Here is a 20,384-nt window from a genome sequence, read left to right on the forward strand (position 1 = left end):
GGTTACTCGCCGGTTAAGCGAAACTGGCACACTGATTGCACTCCTTTCGCGAAACCGGCCTGGGGTTGGCTGGTGTCGAAACGGGTGGGTGTCATGTTGAACAGGCTTTCAGGTTTCAGATCGGACGAGAACGGCGTTGCCGCCATGCTCTTTGCCATCATGGCTGTCGTCGTGCTGGTGATTGTGGGTGTTGCCATCGACCTCGAGCGGGGCGTTACTGCCGATACAAGGCTTCAGGCCTCACTCGATGCGGCGGCTCTGGCTGGTGCCAAGGCGCTCGAGAACTCCGCGACCACGGATGACGAAGTCGCCACTATCGCCCGCGCGGCCTTTGCGGCCAATCTTGCGACCGGCCACTCTGATGTGACCTGCTCGCAGGCTGACGTGACCATTGATCGCGAGACGGGAAGGGTTTCGGTTGATTCCGACTGTCAGGTCCCGACAACCATGGCCAATCTCGTCAAGGTCAACCAGATGAGTCTGGTCGAGACGGCCACGGCTCGCGCCTCCATCACCAAGCTCGATGTCGCCTTCATGCTCGACGTTTCGGGTTCCATGAAGGGCTCGAAGCTCGCAGACCTCAAGACCGCCACCAGCAATGCTATCGACACGCTGATCACCCCGTCGAGTGGTGACCGTGTCCGCGTGGCGTTCAATTCCTATTCGACATCGGTGAATGCGGGAATCTACGCCGATAAGGTGCTGGACCTGTCCCTTCTGGGCGGAAAGAAGCAGACCTGCGTGTCGGAACGCCCGGGTGCCTGGGCCTGGAAGGATGACGCGCCGGGCCTGAAGAAATGGCTCGGTCTTGGCGCCACCAGCTGTCCGAAATCGTCGGTCGAGCCGCTCTCGTCTGACGCGAAGAAGCTGAAATCCGAAATCGGCAAGCTGACCGCGAACGGATACACGGCCGGCCACCTTGGCGTCGCCTGGGCCTGGTATCTCATCTCGCCGGAATGGAAGGATGTCTGGCCGGCAAAATCAGAGCCGCACGCCTATGACGCGCCAAACACCAAGAAAGCGGTCATCCTGATGACCGATGGTGAATTCAACACCGAATACGAGAAAAGCCTGGGCAATAGTGCTCAGCAGGCCCGCAAACTCTGCAAGCGCATGCGCGAGGAAGGCATCCTTGTCTATGCGGTCGCCTTTGAGGCTCCCTTCTCCGCGAAGAAGACGCTTGAGGACTGCGCCGGCGATGCGACCCGCTTCTTTGATGCAGGCGACGGCGAAGAGCTGAAGGCGGCTTACGCAGCGATTGCCAGCCAGCTCTCCAATCTCGCACTCGTTGACTAAATCGCAGGCAAGGCCCGTCTCTTCGCAGCAATCCGCAAGACTCCGGCTTGCCGGGCCCCAGAATCCGAAATAGGTAGGGCGCAGTAGCACTCCTCCCCGGGAGAGAGCGGGCCTCGCCCGCCGCCGAAGGCGCAACCGCCCCGGAAACGCTCAGGCAAAAGGACCGGGGGGAGACCACACGCTGGAAAGAGGCGGGCGCAGACCAATGCGCCGACGGCCTCGCCGAAGGAGCAAGCCGCTTCGACCGCCTCATCCTGAGCGAAGTCGAAGAAGGCGGAATCTCTCAGGCGCCGAGACAGCGGGGGCGGCCATCTTCCTCGAATGACGAGGACGAATGGCTGTTCGACTGCAAAGGGCGCCATGGCAGAACAGATTTCAGACGACCTCAGGACAACCCCGCTTCATGGGCTGCACGTTTCGCTTGGCGGAAAGATGGTGCCGTTCGCGGGCTATGAGATGCCCGTCCAGTTCGAAGGCGTTATGCCGGAACATCTCTGGACGCGCCAGCATGCCGGCCTGTTCGACGTTTCCCATATGGGGCCATGCTTCCTGATGCTGCCCGGTGGGCCCCGCGAAGGGGACGACGCCCATGCCGAAATCGCTGCCCTGGTCGAGGAAGTGGTGCCAAGCAGCATTGCGACCCTGAAGCCGGGCCAGGCGCGCCTGACGGTGCTGCTGAATGAACATGGCGGTATTCTCGACGACCTCATCATTTCCCGCCCGGCGGAACCGGACCGTCAGGGCATGCTCTACATCGTGGTCAATGGCGCGGTGAAACATCAGGACTGGGCCCTGTTCGAAAAGCAATTCGAAGGCCGTGCCGAGCTGAAACGCGCCGATGATCGCGTTCTGATGGCGCTGCAGGGGCCTGAAGCCGTGGACGTGCTGAACGAATATTTCCCGGGCTGCGCAGACCTCAAATTCATGCATTTCGCCCGTATGGAGTATGAAGGCTCGCGCTGCCTCGTGTCGCGCTGTGGCTATACGGGCGAGGATGGCTTCGAGATCCTCATGTTTCCCGATGAGGGCCACAGCCTCGCCGTGACGCTCCTCGATGACCCGCGCGTCAAACCCATCGGCCTTGGCGCGCGCGACAGCCTGCGCCTCGAAGCCGGTCTCTGCCTTTACGGGCATGACATGGATGCGGCCCGCACACCCGTTGAGGCGGACCTTCAATGGGTGATGCAGAAGTCGCGCCGTGAAAGGGCAGACTTTCCGGGGGCAGCAAGGATTCTGGACCAGCTTGCCAATGGCCCGGCGGAAAAACGCGTCGGCATTCGCCCGCTTGAGCGCGCCCCGGCCCGCGAAGGCACTGAAATCCATGTGAACGGCGAGAAAGTCGGCGTGATCACCTCCGGCGGCTTCGGCCCGTCGGTCGAAGGGCCGGTCGCGATGGGCTACATCCGCGCCGATCTCACGGAACCGGGCACCCCCGTCCAGTTGTTAGTCAGAGGCAAGGAGAGGGCAGGCGAGGTTGCCGCGCTCCCCTTCGTCGAACCAAATTACAAACGTTGAGGATACCGTCATGACGCAGAGCTTTACCCAGCAGATCACCTTCTACACCGAAGACCATGAATGGGTGACGGTGCACGGCGAACTGGCCACGGTCGGCATTACCCAATACGCCGCCGAACAGCTCGGCGACGTGGTTTTCGTGGAGACCCCGGACGTCGGAAAGACCGTCAAGAAGGGCGATGAGTTGGCCGTTGTGGAGAGCGTGAAAGCCGCCTCTGACGTCTACGCGCCCCTGTCCGGTGAAGTGGTCGAGGCGAATGAGAAGCTCGCCGATGCCCCCGAAACCGTAAACGAACATGCCGAGTCCGAAGGCTGGTTCTGCGTCATCAAATTCTCCGATGGTGCCGAAACCGAAGGCCTGATGGACAAGGACGCCTATTACGAATTCTGCAAGGGGCAGTAGTGCAGGGCGGTCTCTCTCCTTTTCCTCCCCCGCCCGCGGGGGAGGTGGGCTGCAAAGCAGCTCGGAGGGGGCAAATGCCGCACTTCATTGCTTCCCCCCTCCGCCCTTCGGGCACCTCCCCCGCGCGCGGGGGAGGAAACACCACCGAGATATGGATCTGACACAATGAGATACCTGCCGCTCACCCCTGAAGACCGCAAATCCATGCTCCAGACGATCGGGGCAAAATCGGTCGATGATTTCTATTCCGATGTGCCAGAAGCTGCCCGCCTCGGCGGCAAGATCGAGGGCTTGCCGGATCATCAGGGGGAGCTGGCAGTCGAGCGCCATATGGCCGCGCTCGCCGGCAAGAACCGCACGGCTTCCGAAGGCCGGTTCTTCGTCGGCTGTGGTGCCTACAAGCACCATGTCCCGGCCAGCGTGGATCATATCATCCAGCGCTCCGAATTTCTGACGACCTACACGCCGTACCAGCCGGAGATCGCGCAGGGCACGCTTCAGACCCTGTTCGAGTTCCAGAGCCAGGTGGCCGCGCTTACGGCGATGGAAGTCGCCAACGCCTCCATGTATGACGGCTCGACTGCCTGCGCCGAGGCCGCCCTGATGGCCTGCCGTGCGACGCGCCGCAAACAGGTTGTCCTGTCAGGCGGCTTGCACCCGCATTACGCCGCCGCCACCCGCACCGTATGCGAAGCGCAAGGCATCAAGGTCATCCAGCTTCCGCCTGCCGTCGATGACGAACTGGCGCTTAAGGATGCGGTCACGGGCGACACCGCCTGCGTCATCGGCCAGAGCCCGAATGTCTTCGGCACAGTGACGGACCTCTCGCCCGTTTCCGAAGCGGCGCATGCAGAGGGCGCTCTGCTGGTGTCGGTCTTTACCGAAGCGATCTCGCTCGGCCTCGTGACGCCTCCGGGTGAAATGGGCGCGGACATTGCCGTCGGCGAAGGCCAGTCCATCGGCAATGCGCTGAATTTTGGCGGGCCTTATGTCGGCCTCTTCGCCTGTACGCAGAAGCTGATGCGCCAGATGCCGGGCCGGCTCTGCGGCGAGACGGTGGATGCCGAAGGAAACCGCGGCTTCGTTCTGACGCTCTCGACCCGCGAACAACACATCCGCCGTGACAAGGCGACCTCCAACATCTGTACCAATGCCGGCCTCTGCACGCTCGCCTTCACGGCCCACATGACGCTGCTCGGCGACAAGGGGCTCGCCCAGCTTGCCACGCTGAACCATGAGGCGGCCTGCGATCTTGCAGACGCGCTTGCCGAAATCGACGGCGTCGAAATCCTGACCCCGCGCTTCTTCAACGAGTTCGCCTTCCGCACGCCCATGGATGCCGAAGCCGTCCTCGCCCAGCTTGACGAACTCGGCGTTATTGGCGGCGTCCGCGCCTCGCGCCTCCTCCCCGGCAAGAAGATGGACGATGTCATCATCTGCGCCGCGACCGAATGCACGACGCCAGAAGACATCGCCGCTTATGCCGAAGCGCTGACGGAGGTGCTCTGATGAGTTCGACCCCCGAGCATCAGGAAGCATGGGACCACAAGCGCGCGATCTGGGAATATGAGCAGTACCTGGAAGCCGTCTTCGACCGGATCGGTGGAAACCCGTCGCGCACCAAGCGTCGCAAGGACCAGTTTCGCGAGATCTATGAGGACCCGGAGCTCTGGCGCGACCCGGACTCCTTCAAGAAACTCTATGAGGACCTGCGCAAGGAAATCATCGCCCTTGGACAGATCCACATGGCGGCGATGAACAAGCACATCCGTGAAACTTTCGGTCCCAATTCGCCGCACATCGTGGAGCCCAGACTATGAGTGTCACTGGACTTTTCCCTCCCCCGCCCGCGGGGGAGGTGCCCGAAGGGCGGAGGGGGCAAACCCCGGTTGCCGCCTTTGAGAACCGCCCCCTCCGAGCTGCTTCGCAGCCCACCTCCCCCGTAAACGGGGGAGGAAAGACCAGCTCCATTGGAACTCCGCCATGACCATGAACACCCAAGGCCGCCCGACCACTCCAGCAGAGGCACATGCCATGTCTGACATCACCACCGTTTCCGGCTCTCGCGGATTGCAGCAGCGCGAAGACCTCATTTTCGAGACCGGCTGTCCCAACAAGACCGGCGTCGACCTGCCAAAGCCAAAAGGCACCAAATCCCGCCTTGGCGGTGTGACGCGCAAACGCTCAACTGACCTTCCGGGCCTGACCGAACCGGAAGCCGTGCGCCATTATGTGCGCCTCAGCCAGAAGAATTACGCCATTGATCTTGGCCTTTTCCCGCTCGGCTCATGCACGATGAAACACAATCCGCGGCTGAATGAGAAAGTCGCGCGCATGCCGGGCTTCTCCGACATTCACCCGCTCCAACCCCAAGCCACCGTTCAGGGCGCGCTCGAAATGATCGACCAGCTCGCCACCTGGCTGAAGACGCTGACCGGCATGCCCGCCGTCGCGATGAGCCCCAAGGCTGGTGCGCATGGCGAGTTTTGCGGCATGATGGCGATCCGGCGGGCGCTGATGGCGCGTGGTGAGATCGAGACCCGTACCCGAGTTCTCGTCCCGGCCTCGGCGCATGGCACAAACCCGGCGACAGCCGTCCAGTGCGGCTTCAAGGTTGATGAGATCAAGGCCAACAAGCGCGGCCGCGTCGACATGGAGGATTTCCGCGCCAAGCTTGAAGACAGCTCCGACATTGCCGGCATCATGCTGACCAATCCAAACACGTGCGGCCTGTTCGAAACGGATATCCGCGAGATCGCAGACCTGATTCACGATGCGGGCGGCTATTTCTATTGCGACGGCGCGAATTTCAACGCCATTGTTGGCCGCGTTCGCCCCGGAGACCTCGGTGTCGATGCCATGCACATCAACCTGCACAAGACCTTCTCGACCCCGCATGGCGGCGGCGGTCCTGGCTCCGGCCCGACCGTGCTGTCGGAGGCGCTGGCAGACTATGCGCCCGTACCCTTCGTCGTGAAGGATGAGGATGGCTTCCGCCTCATTGAGGAAGTGGATGGCAAGGGCGAGGACGCCTTTGGCCGCCTCGCTGCCTTCCATGGCCAGATGGGCATGTTCGTGCGTGCGCTGACCTATATGCTGAGCCATGGCGCCGACGGCCTCAAACAGGCCGCCGAAGACGCAGTCCTCAACGCCAATTACATCCAGGCCCGCCTGAAATCCGTGATGACGCCGGCCTTCGAGGGCCATTGCATGCACGAAGCGCTGTTCTCGGATGCGTTCACGGCCGAGGGTATCGAAACGCTCGACATCGCCAAGGCGCTGATCGACGAAGGCTACCACCCGATGACCATGTATTTCCCGCTAGTGGTGCACGGCGCAATGCTGATCGAGCCGACCGAGACCGAAAGCAAGGCCGAGCTTGACCGCTTCTGCGATGCGCTGGAGTCGGTTGCCCGCCGCGCGGCGCAGGGCGATGAGAGCATGAAGGGCGCGCCTTATCTCGCCCCGATGCGCCGTCTTGATGAGACGCAGGCTGCCCGCAAGCCGGTCCTTCGCTGGACGCCGCCATCGCCAGAGCAGATCGCCGCCGAATAGCTACCAGACGGCTGTGCGGATAGGGCCGGGACGGAGCTGTGCATTCGTGTCAGCGAACAGGGCCCGCCTCATCTTGCCAGCAAGACGCATGGCCGGACGCTCGAAGAAGCGGAAGGTCAGCCAGGCGGCGATCATGCTGAGGCTGATGCCAAGCAGGTAGAACAATACATTGTCCATCAGGCCCGGTGCGCCAAGCGTGAACCAGTCTGCATATTGTGTCCCTTCAAGCCGGGCGCAGAGCGCGTTGAAGATACGCCGCAGCGCGCTCAACACGAAGGTGTGGCTGAGATAGAGCGCATATGACCAGTCACCGACGGTCACCAGCCATTTCGGCGCGCCGGCGCGTCCCTCCACCTCAAGCGCGCTATAGCCATAAACGATCAGAAGGCACGGAATGCCGAACCAGAGGACGCGGCCCCAGCCAAGGGTGAAGGCGGTTTCATCACCTTGCAGCAGCAGGCTGGCAAACATCGCCGCAAGGCCGAGCGCGAGCACCGTGCCGGGCCTGAAACGCCGACCGCTTGTGACCAGCATGGCGGCAAAGGCGCCTGCAATGAATTCCATCGACAATGGATGAAAGAAGAGCTTGAGATAGTCGGCGGCATAGGCACCGGAAAGGCCGGCGAGCGAGCCGCCTGTCACCATTGCGGCCCATATGCCGAGCAACCATGGCAGGAAACGCCTCGGCATCAGCATCAGGACGGCAAAGACGAGATAGAAGTGCATCTCATGCACCAGGGTCCATCCGAGCCCGAAGACCGGGACCGAGTGCTGGGGCAGCAGCAGATAGGAATAGACCAGGTGCAGCCAGGGCTGCTCTGCCATCAGCTCGCTGCCCCCCACCGTGCGCTCCACGTCATAGGGCACACCGTAAGCGACAAAGAAATAGCCCGTCATGATCAGCGCGAAGAGCCACCAGACGGGGTAGATCCTGGCGGCGCGGGCAAACAGGAAGGCCCCCGATGTCGCGAGTGATGCGCGTACCTCGCCGGTGACATAGACCATGATGAAGCCAGAGATCACGAAGAACAGGTCGACGCCTGCAAATCCATTCTCAATGAGCAGCGAGACCAGCGGCTGGTCATCCAGCCCATTGCGAAGGAAAGCATCCATCTCGATGGCGCGCACATGATAGATCATGACGAGCATCGCAGCGACCGCGCGCAGAGCCTGGATCGAATTGAGCTTCAAATCAAAGAGGTCCCTACAATCAAATCCGCACCGGCTATTGTGACAGGATTGCCAGCTCAGCTTTTTTTAAAGCCTGCCGGTTATAAAAAATCCGATCAGGTGTCTTGGCATGCGTCGGAATGCCTGAAAAGACATGGAAAACCGTTCGCGTGAGCCCGATTTTCAGCATAATTGCAAACTTATCTAGGCAGGCCGTTGAAAATACCCATATAGGCCGGAATGCAGAACGCTGAGCCGGATCGGGACACCGAACAGAACGACACAGGGGAGAGTCGGCGCGTGCCGCTAGACACCGTAAGAACCGGATTTCGAACGCTGGTCCGCCAGTTTCTGGCGGTGCTCGGACTCGTGCTCATCGTTATCGCGATTCCAATCGCTTTCGTGACGCCCTTCCTGCCGATCGGTCTTCCAATCGCGATTGTCGGTGTCGTGCTTCTGGGCCGCAATGCAATCTGGGGCCGGCGCTGGATGGAGGGCGTGCTGGAGCGCAATCCGCGCGTCGAACGCTTCGCTCCCAACTGGCTGATGCGCGCGGTCTTTGGCCGCGAAAAGCGCCCTCGCTGATTACACAGTCCCGCAAAAAAAAGCCCCGCCGATAAAGCGGGGCCTTTTTGAATGTGTCTGTTAAATCTGGAGCGCGCTTAGTTCAGCGCCTTGTCGATCTCGCCCAGGGCTTCGTCGAACAGGTCACCGCGCTTCGGGGAGCCAGCGAGGATGTCCCGGGCGGCCTGCGTGGCCGCATTGGCCGCGACCCGGCGAACATCTTCAGCCGCTTCGGACTCTGCACGGGCGATGCGGGCTTCGGCCTGGGCTTCGCGGCGCGCAACCTTGTCAGCGAGGTCCTTGCGGGCCTGCTCAACCATCAGCTTCGCATCGGCCTTGGCCTGCTTGATCATGGCGTCTGCAGTCGCATCGGCCTCAGCGCGCTTCTTTTCGGCATCGGCGAGCATGGCCGCGGCTTCTTCGCGAAGCGTGCGGGACTCGTCGAGCTGCTTCTGGATGTCTTCCGCGCGGCTATCGAGAGCCTTGGCGACGGCCTTGAAGGCGCCCATGGAGGCCGCAATGATCAGGAACAGCGCAAAGGCCGCAAAGGCGACGTGCGTGACCGGGTCCGTGAAAGGCTCGATCAGGTGCAGGAAGCTTGCAGACGACTCGCCATGGCCTGCATCTGCGGCCTCGGCGGCGAAGGCCAGCGGGGCGCTCAGCGTCAGCAGGGTGGAAGTGATGACAGGTTTCATCATGGTCGTGTGTCCCATCAGTTCTTTGTTGCGCGGGCCACGGCGGCCTTTGCATCGGCTTCGCTCACGCTGACACCGAAACGGCTCAGAATGGCCTGCGTCGTGTCCGCGGCAATCGTCTCGACGTTTGCGAGCGCGTCGCTACGAACCTTCTGGATGCGTTGCTCGGCATCGGCGAGGCGTTCGGCAAGATCTGCGTCCACCTTCTGGGTGTCGGCCGCAATCTCGGCGTCGACCTTTGCGCGGGCCTTGTCAGAGGTCTCGCGCGCTTTGGCGCGGGCCTCGGCAAGGTGAAGTTCCTGTGCCTTCTTGGCTTCCTTGGCTTCCTCGTTGAGACGGGCAGCCTCGTCCAGCGCATCGGCAATCGTGTCACCACGCTTCTCGATCACACCGCCAAGCTTTGGCAGGATGAAACGCGAAAGTGCGATGTAGAGCACGCCGAATAGCAGCGTCAGCCAGAACAGCTGGGACGGAAAGTGCCAGGTCTCGAAGGGCGGGAAAGCAGCGCTTCCACCGGCTGCTTCAGCAGCGACTGTCATAAACATCATGAGCCGGAACCTTGATGGGCAGGATCAGAGAAGAACGGGCTGGCCCGGCAATGTGCGGGCCAGCCGGCAGTTCAGGGGCGTCGCTTAGACGACGAAAAGGATCAGGATGGCGACGAGGAACGACAGGATGCCGAGTGCCTCGGAAAGGGCCATGCCGATGAAGAGGTTACCGGTCTGCTGGGGAGCAGCCGATGGGTTGCGCATGGCAGCGTCGAGGAACGAGCCGAAGATGTTACCCACACCGATAGCGGCACCGATCATGCCGAGGGTTGCGAGGCCTGCGCCAACATATTTGAGGCCGAGGGTGATATCGCCTTCCATTTCAGATCTCCTTTGGAAAAGCCGTTTTTAATTTTGTGCCCGTGAAGCCTGTTCGTGCGGGCGCGTCAAGTGTTGAGGCACGGCGTTGTAACGCCGCACCGGCGGAACTAGTGGGACGGGTGAAGCGCGTCGTTGAGGTAAACGCAGGTCAGGATGGCGAAGACGTAGGCCTGGAGGCCTGCGACCAGCAATTCCAGTGCGTTGAGCGCAACACCCATTGCGAAAGCGAGAAGTCCGACGGCGCTGAGCGCGATTGCGCCGGCGAAAGCAGCACCGAAGAGCTGTGCAGCAAAGCCTGCGAAAAGCTTCAGCATGATGTGGCCGGCGAGCATGTTTGCAAACAGGCGCAGCGCCAGCGTTACAGGACGTGCGAAGAAGGAGATGATCTCGATCGGGACCAGCAGGAAGTAGATCGGCCATGGTGCGCCCGATGGCGCGAAGAGCTTCAGGAACTTCAGGCCGTTCTTGTAGAAGCCATAGACGATCACGATGGAGATCACGAGCAGGGCCAGGGCGGCCGTCACGATCAGATGGCTCGTCGTGGTGAAGGCGTAAGGCACCATGCCGATCATGTTCGCGAAGAACACGAAGAAGAACAGCGTGAACACGAACGGGAAGAATTTGAGGCCTTCCTCGCCGGCTGCGCCGCGCACCATATCCGCGACAAAACCATAGCCGACTTCAGCAATCGACTGGCTGCGCGATGGCACGAGCTTGCCGCGGCTGGCGGCGAGGCCGAAGAAGATGATGATCAGCGCAACGCCCAGCAGCATATAGAAGGAGGCGTTGGTGAAGGACAGGTCGAGCCCGCCAATATTCAGTTCGAAAAGCTTCTGGACCTGAAACTGGTGAATCGGGTCAGCCATTTGGTGGAAGGAGAGGTTCATCAGCCCTTTTTCCCGTCTTCCGGACCGTCAATCTGGTCCGTTCCCTGTAGATTCGCATCCGCCGTGAGCTGGCGATACGCGCGTATAACACTCAGGACCCCGGCTGCAATACCGAATCCCAGCATGATCAGCAGTCCCCAGGGCTTGGTTCCGAAGAAGCGGTCGATCAGATAACCGAACAAAAGTCCGATCACGATACATCCCGCCATTTCGGCCCCATAGCGAAGCGCCATCGCGCCAGCCGTGATAGACCCGTCCGTCTTGTCTTCACGTGCGGCCTTTTTGGCTTCACGTGCAGCGCGATCCGCCTGCGCCTTCGCGATCCGTTCACTCAGATTGTCGTGTTCCGGATCGGTCATCGAAGAGCCTCTGGACCGCTATAGACAGACAAGGGGAAACCCCTGCCATTTGCGCCGGAAGCTATTTGAGGGGTGTCTGCAAGTCAAGCCGACGAAATTTCGTGTATCACTTTGAAAACAATGGAAAATATTCCATAAGCGCTTTTGACGCAGGCGCTTACTCCGCGGCAACGAGCTCTTCGGCAGCATCGAGGTCGACCGAAACGAGTTTCGAAACGCCCTTTTCCCGCATGGTGACGCCGAAAAGGCGGTCCATCCGGCTCATCGTCACCGGATTGTGCGTGATCACGATAAAGCGGGTATTCGTGCGGCGGCGCATTTCATCAAGCAGGCGGCAATACCGGTCGACATTTGCGTCATCGAGTGGAGCGTCCACCTCATCCAGCACACAGATCGGCGACGGACGCGACAGGAAAACGGCGAAGATCAGTGCCGTCGCCGTCAGCGCCTGCTCACCACCGGACATGAGCGATAGCGTGCCGAGGCGCTTGCCGGGCGGCTGCGCCATGATTTCGAGACCGGAATCGAGCGGATCGTCACTGTCCACGAGCCGCAGCTCTGCTTCACCGCCGCGGAAGAGCGTGGTGAACAGGGCCTTGAAGTGCTCATTCACCCGCTCGAAGGCTTCGAGCAGCCGGGCACGGCCTTCATCATTGAGCGCCGTTACGCCCTCGCGAAGGCGGGCAATGGCCTTGATGAGGTCGTCTTTCTCGGTCGCCTGGGACCCGAGTCGCTCGGCCAGTTCTTCGGCTTCCTGCTCGGCTTCCATGTTGACGCCGCCGAGCTGGTCGCGGTCCCGGCGCAGGAAATCGAGCTGGCGTTCGGCCTCATTCGGCTCAAGCTGTTCCAGCTCTTCTTCGTCTAGCCCTGCCTGGGCCAGCATCATCAGGCCTTCGGGCAGGCGCTGGAACTGGGCGCGTGCATGCTCGATGGTTTCGGTAAGCCGCATCTCGGCATTCTCGATGCGCACCTTCGCGCCGGCCAGCGATTCGCGCGCTTCCATCGCAGCGGCGGATGTTTCGCGGGCGAGCTGTTCGATCTCGCGGATCGACGTTTCCTTTTCGGCCAGTTGGTCCGCAGTGCGCTGGCGCTCGGCTTCGAGCGTGGCGACACGTTGGGCGAGCGCATCAAGCTGGTCCTGCAGCTCTTCAGGCTTGACGCGGGCGCTTTCGGCTTCGGATGCGGCTTCGCGGCGCCGTGCAAGCAGGCCTTCGAGGCGGCTCTCACTGTTTGCGAGACGGCCGGTCCAGCGTTCCACATCCTTCTGGAAACCCTCGCGCCGCGCAATGGCCTGCTCGCGGTTGCGGGTAATGTCGGTCAGGCGGCCGCGGCATTCGGTTTCGTGTTCTCGCGCGGCGGTCAGCTGTTCGCGTGCGCCCTGTGCGATTGTCTCGAGCCGCTCAACCTCATTCTCGTCGCCGCCGATCGAGACGAGCGACAGGGCCTCTTCAACGCCGCGCAGGTCTGATTCGACGCGGGCTAGCGCTTCACTGGCCGATTCGCGTTTGACATCAGCGCGCTCGAAAGCCTGTTTTGCTTCGGCGGTGGCCGCGCGGGCGCGATTGAGCTCACCGGCCTTCGGAGACACTGCGCGGCGGGCTTCCTTCAGTTCGTCTTCGGCATTGATACGCTCGGCCTTGGCGCTGGAAAGCGTCGCAGCTGCATCCGACAGGGCTTCACGCGCCGGGCCGATCTCTGACTGGGCCGCTTCCAGCCGCGCCTGTTGTGCCAGGCGTTCGGCCGCAGACACAGGCGCATCCGGTGTGCGGGTAAACCCGTCCCAGCGCCAGAGGTGGCCCTCTTTTGAAACCAGTCGCTGGCCGGGACGGAGGCTTGCTGCCAGGGCTGCGCCCTGATCTGGCGCAACCACACCGCATTGCGATAGGCGCGCTGCAAGCTCGCCGGGAGCGTCGACGAAGTTCGAGAGCGGATCGGCACCTGCGGGCAGCGCATCTGTCTTGATGTCGCGGCCGCCCCAGAACAGGGATGATGTCTTCTCGGTGGAGGCCTGCAGGTCATCTCCAAGCGCAGCCGCCACGGCCTTTTCATAGCCGTCCTTCGTGCGGACCCGGTCAATCACGGGCGGTGCCTTCGGGCCAGTCGCCTGCTTCAGCAGCCTCTGGAGGCCGGCAATCTCGGACTCGAGCGTGCGAACCGTCTGATCGGCTGCATCCTTGGGGCCCTGTGCGGCAGCTTCTGCTTCGCGGGTTTCGTTGAGAACCTGTTCGGCTGCGTCAACGGCGCGCTCGGCGTCGTGAAGGGCGAGTTCTGCGGCTTCTTCTGCTTTCTCGGCTGCCGAAAGGCGGGCCTGCAGGGCAGACGTGTCCGGCATGTCGGCCAGCTGCGCCTTCAGCCGCGCTGCGTCCGCTTCAAGGCTGGCCTTGCGGCGGCGCTGTGCTTCAGCGCTCGCTTCGGCGGCCTGGCGCTCTGCTCGCATCGAGGCGAGCTTGGCTGCGACATCATCGGCTGCGGCCTGCGCATCGTTCAGCCGCTCGCGCGCCTCTTCGAGATCGGCTTTGGCTTTCGCTTCAAGGGCTTCATTGGCTTTGGGATCTTCGGTCGGAAGCGCGGCGAGATTGTCCCTGGCTTCGGCGAGCGCGTGCTCGGCCTCTTCCTTCTGCGACTGTTCGCGCTCAATGTCTTCCATCAGGCGGCGGGCTTCGCCTTCATGACGGGCAAGCAGATCGGCGGCGTTCTTGCGCTCTGTCTCGAGCCGAGCCAACTCAATCCGTGCCTGGCCGAGCTTGCCGGACGCGATGGCTTCGGCCTCCTTGAGCGGCTGAAGGCCCTCTGACGCCTCAAGACGCCTGGTCTCTGCGATGGCAGCTTCACGCGTGTGCTGTTCGACGGCATCGCGGCAGCGGATGAGCTCGGCATCAGCCTCAGCCTTGGCCTGCTTGGCGGCCTGCCATTTCAGATGCGCGAGGAAGGCGTCGAGTGCGGAGATCTTCTCCGACAGCTCTTTATACTTGCGCGCCTTGCGGGCCTGACGCTTCAAGCTCTCAAGCTGGCGCTCCACCTCTGCGGACACTTCAGACAGGCGCTCGAGATTTGTCTCGGCGGCACGCAGTTTCAGTTCGGCTTCATGCCGGCGCGTGTTGAGACCGGAAATACCGGCGGCTTCTTCAAGGATCCGGCGACGGTTTTGCGGTTTGGAGCCGATCAGCTCGGAAATCTGGCCCTGCCGCACGAGAGATGGCGAGTTCGCACCAGTCGAGGCATCCGCGAAGATGAGCTGGATGTCCTTGCCGCGAACGGTGCGGCCATTCAGCTTGTAGGTCGAGCCGGCGCCGCGCTTCAGGCGGCGCATGATTTCCAGCGTGTCAGACGCGTTGAACTCTGGCGGGGCGGTGCGCGCCGAATTGTCGAGGACGAGGGTCACTTCCGCGAGTTCGCGGGCAGGGCGCGCCTGCGAGCCGGAGAAGATCAGGTCGTCCATCTCCCCGCCGCGCATCGCCTTGGCGGAGCTTGCGCCCATCGCCCAGCGGAGCGCTTCGAGCAGGTTCGACTTGCCACAGCCATTCGGCCCGACAATGCCTGTCAGGCCGGGAAGGATCGGTACTTCCTGTGGATCGACGAAGGATTTGAAGCCTGCGATGCGCAGTTCTGTCAGATGCAAGGCAGGCTCCCCAGTCTCAAATGATTACTCCGGCGCAGGCTCGCCGGACTCAGCTTCAATCGGATCAGTATTGTCAGATTCGCCTTCGGAGTCCTCTGTGGGAGTCTGTTCGACGACTGGCTCCGGCGCGGCCGGGGCGTCTTCGCCCAGTGCTTCGTCCAGAACAGCCTTCATGCCGTCCCAGCGCCGCCAGTCATAGCCAGGCAGCGTTTCGCCGTTCAGAAGAACGGTCGGCGTGGCTTCGACACCATCCTCGATACCAGCATCGACAGATGCGGCGATGGCCCGGCGAAGGTCAGAGTTCTGCAGGCAGGCATCGAACTCTGCCGGGTCGGTAATGCCGTGATTGGCCGCGACCTGCTGGAGCGCCTGTTTGACCTGTCCGCCCTGACGGGCAAGGCTCAGGATGGCGGTCTGGCGCGAGAACAGTTCTTCAAGCACGTCAAAATATTTGTCCTCGCCGGCGCAGCGCGCAATCGCGAAACCGGCGACGGAGATTTCCTGCGGCGGTGTCGGGAACTCCCGGAAGACGAATTTCACCTTGCCGGTCGAAACGTATTCTTCCTTCATCTGGTCGACCACATCGTTCTGGAACTGAAGGCAGGCCGGGCAGGTCCAGGACGCGTATTCGGTGACCGTGACAGGTGCATCATCAGATCCAAGCGTCATCTCGGTGACGGCGGCCGGCTCCGTGGTGCCGGAAGTCTGGTTGCCTTCTGAGCTGTCCGCGCCGCCACAGGCGGCGAGTGCCAGCACGGATGCGGCGAACAGGGATGCGCGGCTGGTGATGGCTGTCATGTTCATAACCTTTGCTTAAGAATTGAGTCGGAGTGGTTTCCAAGAAGTTAACGACGCCGCTGACGCCTAGGATTCATCGGTGGTTAGCACAGCTTCGCCGAGGGCCAGAACCGCCTTTCGCAGGTCTGTGTCCTCGATCGTCTGGACAGAGGAGAGGAGGCTTTCGCGCTCAGACGGAGTGAGTGTTCGGCGCTTTTTGGCGGGCGCGGCAGGCGGCGACTGTTTCAGCGGGCCCTGCACGATGCGGATGTCGCGCACATCGCCGCCGAGTGAAACCGAAACGCGCTGGCGAATAAGCTCGCTCTGATGCTGAACCATGGTGGACGCCGCCGGAATGCAGCGCAACGTGAGCACGCGGCCCTTGCCCTTCGGGCTGGCCCCGATCTTGTCCGGCTCGCACACCTTCGCGAGGGAAGGGCCGACAATGTCGGCCCATTGCAATTTCAGCCGCCCGATGGCCGGGCCTTTTTCGGGAAGCTTCTTGCGGGCCAGCTTCATGATCTCTGCGCCCACCGACTTTGGCGGCGCCGCAAGCGGGCGCGCGCGCTGGTAACGCAGGCGAATGCGTGCGCGCGCTTCTTCGATGGGATCGAGGCTTGACCTGTTGACCATGCTCGCGATTGTGCACGCCATGCCGACAAGAGAAAAGGCCGCCAGTGCGGAATCAACAAGATTTGATGGACTGAGCGATGCCTTGCTGGACTGGTATTCAGCCCATGCCCGCGATTTGCCCTGGCGTATAGGCCCGGCCCAGCGCGCAAAAGGCATTCCGGCTGACCCTTATCGTGTCTGGCTTGCCGAGATCATGCTGCAGCAGACGACCGTTCCACACGCGGCGCGCTATTTCGAGGCCTTCACACGTCGCTGGCCGACGGTCGTCGATCTTGCGGATGCGGCAGACGCCGATGTGATGGCCGCCTGGGCAGGGCTTGGCTATTATGCGCGAGCCCGCAACCTTCTGAAGTGCGCCCGCGAAGTGGTCGAGCGGGGCGACTGGCCAAGGACAGAAACCGGACTTCGTGAGCTTCCCGGGATCGGAGCGTATACGGCGGGTGCTGTTGCGGCGCTTGCCTTCAATCAGCGCGCGCCCGCTGTGGACGGGAATGTCGATCGCGTCTTCGCGCGACTGCTGGCGGCGAAAGGCGAATGGAAAGCCGAGAAGGCTGTGATCGCATCGCTTGTTCGCGATCTTGTCCCCGCGGACCGCCCGGCTGAGTTCGCCGAAGCGCTGATGGATCTCGGAGCCACCATCTGCACGCCGAAACGGCCCAATTGCCTGATCTGTCCGGTCCGGTCCTGGTGCGCCGCACAGGCCGAGGGTGAGCCCGAGCGCTATCCCATAAAGCCCGCAAGGAAAGCCAAACCGCTGCGGCGGGGAGACGTCTATGTCGTGCTTCGGTCGGGTGATGTGATGACGCAGACGCGGCCGCAAAATGGGCTGCTTGGCGGGATGCTCGGTCTGCCGACGAGTGACTGGCTGGAAGATGGAACGCCGGAGAAGCCCGACTGGCTGCCGGATTCGGCTAGACCCATCGGTGAGGTTCGCCACGTCTTTACGCACTTTGAATTGCAGCTTTCGGTGTTCAGGCTGACCAGTGGCACCGTGCCCGGCAATCCCGGCTGGACACCGGTCGATGATGCCGAAAAGGCCCTGCCGAGCGTTTTCCGAAAGGCGCTGAAGCTCGCGTTCTAGGCCTCTGACGCCTTGCGATACTCCTCATCGCGTTCGGCCCCGATCTTGTCGCGCACAGTATCGACCGGATAGCCAAACTGCTCGAGCGCACGTCCCGCAATCTGCAGTCCGGCCTCGATGGCGTCCGGGATCACAAAGGTCGCTCCGGCCTGCCGTAATGTGCGGCCATGTTCGACATCGCGGGCCCGCGCAAAGATCGGGACATTCGGGCGAATGGCGCGAATGGCTCGCACCATAAGTTCGGCGCTGACAGGATCATCGACAGTGACGATGAAAAGTGACGCCGTGGCTGCGCCTGCTGCGTCGAGGATTTCCTTGCGCGCGGCATCACCGAGGGAGACCTGCCAGCCTTCCTTGCGGCCTTTCTGGACCGAATGGAAGCTTCGCTCGAGGATGACAATGTCGGCGCGTTCCTCGTCCAGGATGCGGGCAATCGTGTGCCCGACGCGGCCGAAGCCGGCGATGATCACATGGCCCTCGCGATCGGTATAATCGGCGACGGGCAGGGCCTCGGCTTCCGGCTGCTTCAGCTTTTTCGACAAGGCGAGGCCGAGCCGCGATGTCAGCGGGATAAGGAACATGGAGAGGCCTGCAATCGCTGTGACCGGGGTTGCGATATCGGAGCCGATGACGCCTGCCGTCATGGCGGCCGCCATCACGACGAACGCAAATTCCCCGGCCGGCGCGAGCAGGAAAGACGCTTCCGTTGCGAGCGCGGCCGGGCCCGCGAAGATGCGGCAGGCGAGCCACGACACGATGACTTTCAGGATGAGCAGACCGGCAAGGCCGCCAAAGACGACAGGAGCAAGCTCGACGACTTTGATGAGGTCGACGCTCATGCCGACCGTCATGAAGAAGATGCCGAGAAGCAGGCCCTTGAACGGGTCGAGATCGACCTCCGCCTGATGCCTGAATTCGGTCTCTCCGAGGACAAGTCCGGCAAGAAAGGCGCCGAGCGCTACTGACAGGCCCGCCACTGACGTCATGACCGCTGCGCCGATCACGACAAACAGCGTCAGTGCCATGAGAAAATCGCGTCCGCCCGTGCGCGCAGCGAGCCGGAACACGTATTGAAGGACGAACCGGCCCAGTCCGACGATAAGCACCACAGCAATCACGCCTTCAACAAGTGCGCGCAGCACGCTGCTGGCAATGTCGACATCGTTTTCCGGCGACAGGAAGCTGACAAAGATGAGGATCGGCGCAACAAGGATATCCTGAAACAGGAGGACTCCGAGTGCGGTCCTGCCGGCGGGACCTGCGGCGCGGTGTTCACTTGTCAGCACCTGCATGACGATGGCGGTGGAGGAAAGAGCAAGGGCAAGACCGATAACGGCAGCGGCCTGCGCCGGAACGCCGAGGCTCCAGAGCGCCACGCCGATGAGCACCGCGCTCAGCATGGCTTGCATGGCCCCGGCCCCGAAGACCACGCGTTTCATTTGCCAGAGGTTGCGGAAGGACAGTTCAAGGCCGAGCAGGAAGAGCAGGAACAGAACGCCGAGTTCTGCAAACGGCGCGGCGGCTTCCGGCTCTGACACCGTAATGAACTGCAGCGGGCCCCAGAGATGTTCGAATGTGCCAAGGCCATGGGGCCCGAGCACGATGCCGGCAATCAGAAACCCTGCCACCACGGGCAGCTTCAGGGCACGAAACGCCGGAACGATGACCCCTGCGGCAAACAGGAAGACGAGCATGTCCTTCAGGAAGATCGCCTGCGTTTCGCTGCCCTCATGACCCATAAGCTGATCGTCCCCCATGCGCAGCCCGGTCGTGGGCCGCTATCCATGAGGGCAGCATAGGCAGGATGGACGCAGCCGTCAGCTGCCTCTTTCGCGTCTTGAGCGAATTTTCGGTGCTGCCCGCTCAGCGGTCAGTTGAGGCCGTTTTCCTGGCGGTATCTACGGCGGAGAAGGTCGATCGGGGCAAGATCGCCCTTTGGCGATTCATAATGCCAGAATGTCCAGCCATTACAGGCTGGCGCCTTCATCACATGCGCGCCGAGCCGGTGGATCGAACCCGATGCGTCGCCAGTGGACAGGCTGCCATCGACGCGGATGCGCGCATGGTGGCGCTTCTTCGGAGACCAGAGCCGGTCGCCGGGTTTCAGCCAGCCATTCTCGACAAGCGCGCCAAACGGAACGCGGGGCAGGGCGCGAGCACCCTTCTGTGTTTCGAGCGCTTCGCCGTTGAGCGGCGTGATCGCTTTAAGACGTGCCCGTGACAGGCGGATATAGGCCGGATCCTGCTCAATGCCGACATAGTCGCGGCCGAGCATCTTGGCAGCAGCAGCCGTGGTACCGGTACCGGAAAACGGGTCGAGCACGACATCGCCGGGATTGGTCGTGGCCAGCAGGACGCGTTTCAGCAGCGCTTCCGGTTTCTGTGTCGGATGCGCCTTCTTGCCGGTGACAGTGTCCTTGAGGCGCTCAGAACCGGTGCAGAGCGGGATCGTCCAGTCAGACCGCATCTGCTTGTCTTCATTGAAGGCCTTGAGGGCGTCGTAATTGAAAGTGACGCGCGACTTTTCAGTCTTGCCGGCCCAGATCAGCGTCTCGTGCGCATTCTGGAAACGGGTGCCCTTGAAATTCGGCATCGGGTTCGATTTCAGCCAGATCACGTCATTCTGGATCCAGAAGCCGCTATCCTGCAGGATCGCACCGACGCGGAAGATATTGTGATACGAGCCGATCACCCAGATCGCGCCATCATCCTTCAGGACGCGGCGGCATTCGGTCAGCCACTGATGGGTGAACAGGTCATAGGCGTCGAAGCTGTCGAACTGGTCCCAGGCGTCATCGACACCGTCGACATGCGACTGGTCCGGACGGGTCAGCCCGCCACCAAGCTGCAAGTTATAGGGCGGATCGGCAAAGACCAGGTCGACAGATTTGTCCGGCAGACGTGACAGCACATCCACGCATTCGCCTTCAATGATCGTATTGCGGATCAGATCCATGACTC

Annotated in this window: 19 protein-coding genes and 1 riboswitch; of the genes, 8 read left to right on the top strand and 11 right to left on the bottom strand. The window is 62.1% G+C overall.

Annotation, left to right across the window (positions count from 1 at the left end):
* Window positions 1-93 precede the first annotated feature (93 nt).
* The 6 genes from B8746_RS01630 (at window position 94) to gcvPB (ending at window position 6,769) form a co-directional block, all read left to right on the top strand.
* Entirely contained in the window at window positions 94-1,296 is a 1,203-nt protein-coding gene (locus B8746_RS01630; RefSeq protein ID WP_084391486.1) for a pilus assembly protein TadG-related protein, read from the top strand.
* An 87-nt stretch (window positions 1,297-1,383) separates the two neighbouring features.
* Window positions 1,384-1,472, top strand: a riboswitch (glycine riboswitch).
* A gap of 184 nt (window positions 1,473-1,656) precedes the next feature.
* Window positions 1,657-2,811, top strand: a complete 1,155-nt coding sequence (gcvT, locus tag B8746_RS01635) for a glycine cleavage system aminomethyltransferase GcvT (protein ID WP_084391487.1) — start codon at window positions 1,657-1,659, stop codon at window positions 2,809-2,811.
* Between the two features lie 10 nt (window positions 2,812-2,821).
* The gene (gcvH, locus tag B8746_RS01640; protein ID WP_084391488.1) at window positions 2,822-3,214 is read left to right on the top strand and encodes a glycine cleavage system protein GcvH; all 393 of its coding nucleotides are present in this window, start codon (window positions 2,822-2,824) and stop codon (window positions 3,212-3,214) included.
* 165 nt (window positions 3,215-3,379) lie between these two features.
* A complete protein-coding gene (gcvPA, locus tag B8746_RS01645) occupies window positions 3,380-4,723 on the top strand; it encodes an aminomethyl-transferring glycine dehydrogenase subunit GcvPA (RefSeq protein ID WP_084391489.1) in 1,344 nt (447 codons plus the stop codon).
* Complete coding sequence (locus B8746_RS01650; protein WP_084391490.1) at window positions 4,723-5,034, top strand: hypothetical protein; 312 nt, start codon at window positions 4,723-4,725, stop codon at window positions 5,032-5,034. The genes gcvPA and B8746_RS01650 overlap by 1 nt, the downstream gene beginning before the upstream one ends.
* Window positions 5,035-5,197: 163 nt before the next feature.
* Window positions 5,198-6,769: an aminomethyl-transferring glycine dehydrogenase subunit GcvPB gene (gene gcvPB, locus B8746_RS01655; protein ID WP_084391491.1), complete on the top strand. Its 1,572-nt coding sequence runs from the start codon at window positions 5,198-5,200 to the stop codon at window positions 6,767-6,769.
* On the opposite strand, the gene B8746_RS01660 is transcribed toward gcvPB, so the two are convergent.
* Window positions 6,770-7,960, bottom strand: coding sequence for an acyltransferase family protein (locus B8746_RS01660; protein ID WP_084391492.1), 1,191 nt, complete (start codon window positions 7,958-7,960; stop codon window positions 6,770-6,772).
* A 279-nt stretch (window positions 7,961-8,239) separates the two neighbouring features.
* On the opposite strand from B8746_RS01660, the gene B8746_RS01665 reads away from it, so the two are divergent.
* Entirely contained in the window at window positions 8,240-8,524 is a 285-nt protein-coding gene (locus tag B8746_RS01665) for a hypothetical protein (RefSeq protein WP_233123809.1), read from the top strand.
* A gap of 77 nt (window positions 8,525-8,601) precedes the next feature.
* Here B8746_RS01665 and B8746_RS01670 read toward each other — a convergent pair whose 3' ends face one another.
* From B8746_RS01670 to B8746_RS01705, 8 genes are all read right to left on the bottom strand, one after another.
* A complete protein-coding gene (locus B8746_RS01670) occupies window positions 8,602-9,201 on the bottom strand; it encodes a F0F1 ATP synthase subunit B family protein (RefSeq protein WP_158084503.1) in 600 nt (199 codons plus the stop codon).
* 14 nt (window positions 9,202-9,215) lie between these two features.
* The gene (locus B8746_RS01675) at window positions 9,216-9,746 is read right to left on the bottom strand and encodes a F0F1 ATP synthase subunit B family protein (RefSeq protein WP_084391495.1); all 531 of its coding nucleotides are present in this window, start codon (window positions 9,744-9,746) and stop codon (window positions 9,216-9,218) included.
* 84 nt (window positions 9,747-9,830) lie between these two features.
* Window positions 9,831-10,067 (bottom strand): F0F1 ATP synthase subunit C, encoded by a 237-nt coding sequence (locus B8746_RS01680; RefSeq protein ID WP_034737903.1) that lies wholly within the window; start codon window positions 10,065-10,067, stop codon window positions 9,831-9,833.
* Window positions 10,068-10,174: 107 nt separating this feature from the next.
* On the bottom strand, window positions 10,175-10,954 hold the full coding sequence (locus tag B8746_RS01685) for a F0F1 ATP synthase subunit A (protein WP_233123812.1): 780 nt from the start codon (window positions 10,952-10,954) through the stop codon (window positions 10,175-10,177).
* Window positions 10,954-11,313 (bottom strand): AtpZ/AtpI family protein, encoded by a 360-nt coding sequence (locus B8746_RS01690; RefSeq protein WP_084391496.1) that lies wholly within the window; start codon window positions 11,311-11,313, stop codon window positions 10,954-10,956. Before B8746_RS01690 ends, B8746_RS01685 begins: the two co-directional genes overlap by 1 nt.
* Before the next feature lie 157 nt (window positions 11,314-11,470).
* Window positions 11,471-14,932: a chromosome segregation protein SMC gene (gene smc, locus B8746_RS01695; RefSeq protein WP_084391497.1), complete on the bottom strand. Its 3,462-nt coding sequence runs from the start codon at window positions 14,930-14,932 to the stop codon at window positions 11,471-11,473.
* Window positions 14,933-14,956: 24 nt separating this feature from the next.
* Complete coding sequence (locus B8746_RS01700; protein WP_158084504.1) at window positions 14,957-15,730, bottom strand: thioredoxin domain-containing protein; 774 nt, start codon at window positions 15,728-15,730, stop codon at window positions 14,957-14,959.
* Window positions 15,731-15,796: 66 nt separating this feature from the next.
* Window positions 15,797-16,342, bottom strand: coding sequence for a DUF721 domain-containing protein (locus B8746_RS01705; RefSeq protein WP_158084505.1), 546 nt, complete (start codon window positions 16,340-16,342; stop codon window positions 15,797-15,799).
* A 19-nt stretch (window positions 16,343-16,361) separates the two neighbouring features.
* Here B8746_RS01705 and B8746_RS01710 point away from each other — a divergent pair, with 19 nt between their 5' ends.
* Window positions 16,362-17,423, top strand: coding sequence for an A/G-specific adenine glycosylase (locus tag B8746_RS01710; RefSeq protein WP_084391500.1), 1,062 nt, complete (start codon window positions 16,362-16,364; stop codon window positions 17,421-17,423).
* Here the strand turns inward: B8746_RS01710 and B8746_RS01715 are convergent.
* A complete protein-coding gene (locus tag B8746_RS01715) occupies window positions 17,420-19,180 on the bottom strand; it encodes a cation:proton antiporter domain-containing protein (RefSeq protein ID WP_233123814.1) in 1,761 nt (586 codons plus the stop codon). The genes B8746_RS01710 and B8746_RS01715 overlap by 4 nt on opposite strands.
* 113 nt (window positions 19,181-19,293) lie before the next feature.
* A complete protein-coding gene (locus B8746_RS01720; RefSeq protein WP_084391502.1) occupies window positions 19,294-20,379 on the bottom strand; it encodes a site-specific DNA-methyltransferase in 1,086 nt (361 codons plus the stop codon).
* Between the last annotated feature and the right edge of the window lie 5 nt (window positions 20,380-20,384).

It is taken from the genome of Henriciella pelagia (genome assembly GCF_002088945.1).
Lineage (GTDB): Bacteria > Pseudomonadota > Alphaproteobacteria > Caulobacterales > Hyphomonadaceae > Henriciella > Henriciella pelagia.

Coding starts and splice junctions, on each gene's coding strand:
- gcvT (WP_084391487.1), top strand. CDS start 1,657: ATGGCAGAACAGATTTCAGACGACCTCAGGACAACCCCGCTTCATGGG.
- B8746_RS01680 (WP_034737903.1), bottom strand. CDS start 10,067: ATGGAAGGCGATATCACCCTCGGCCTCAAATATGTTGGCGCAGGCCTC.
- B8746_RS01700 (WP_158084504.1), bottom strand. CDS start 15,730: ATGACAGCCATCACCAGCCGCGCATCCCTGTTCGCCGCATCCGTGCTG.
- B8746_RS01670 (WP_158084503.1), bottom strand. CDS start 9,201: ATGATGAAACCTGTCATCACTTCCACCCTGCTGACGCTGAGCGCCCCG.
- gcvH (WP_084391488.1), top strand. CDS start 2,822: ATGACGCAGAGCTTTACCCAGCAGATCACCTTCTACACCGAAGACCAT.
- B8746_RS01685 (WP_233123812.1), bottom strand. CDS start 10,954: ATGAACCTCTCCTTCCACCAAATGGCTGACCCGATTCACCAGTTTCAG.
- B8746_RS01675 (WP_084391495.1), bottom strand. CDS start 9,746: ATGATGTTTATGACAGTCGCTGCTGAAGCAGCCGGTGGAAGCGCTGCT.
- B8746_RS01630 (WP_084391486.1), top strand. CDS start 94: ATGTTGAACAGGCTTTCAGGTTTCAGATCGGACGAGAACGGCGTTGCC.
- B8746_RS01705 (WP_158084505.1), bottom strand. CDS start 16,342: ATGGTCAACAGGTCAAGCCTCGATCCCATCGAAGAAGCGCGCGCACGC.
- gcvPA (WP_084391489.1), top strand. CDS start 3,380: ATGAGATACCTGCCGCTCACCCCTGAAGACCGCAAATCCATGCTCCAG.
- B8746_RS01650 (WP_084391490.1), top strand. CDS start 4,723: ATGAGTTCGACCCCCGAGCATCAGGAAGCATGGGACCACAAGCGCGCG.
- B8746_RS01690 (WP_084391496.1), bottom strand. CDS start 11,313: ATGACCGATCCGGAACACGACAATCTGAGTGAACGGATCGCGAAGGCG.
- B8746_RS01715 (WP_233123814.1), bottom strand. CDS start 19,180: ATGGGGGACGATCAGCTTATGGGTCATGAGGGCAGCGAAACGCAGGCG.
- B8746_RS01720 (WP_084391502.1), bottom strand. CDS start 20,379: ATGGATCTGATCCGCAATACGATCATTGAAGGCGAATGCGTGGATGTG.
- gcvPB (WP_084391491.1), top strand. CDS start 5,198: ATGACCATGAACACCCAAGGCCGCCCGACCACTCCAGCAGAGGCACAT.
- B8746_RS01710 (WP_084391500.1), top strand. CDS start 16,362: ATGCCGACAAGAGAAAAGGCCGCCAGTGCGGAATCAACAAGATTTGAT.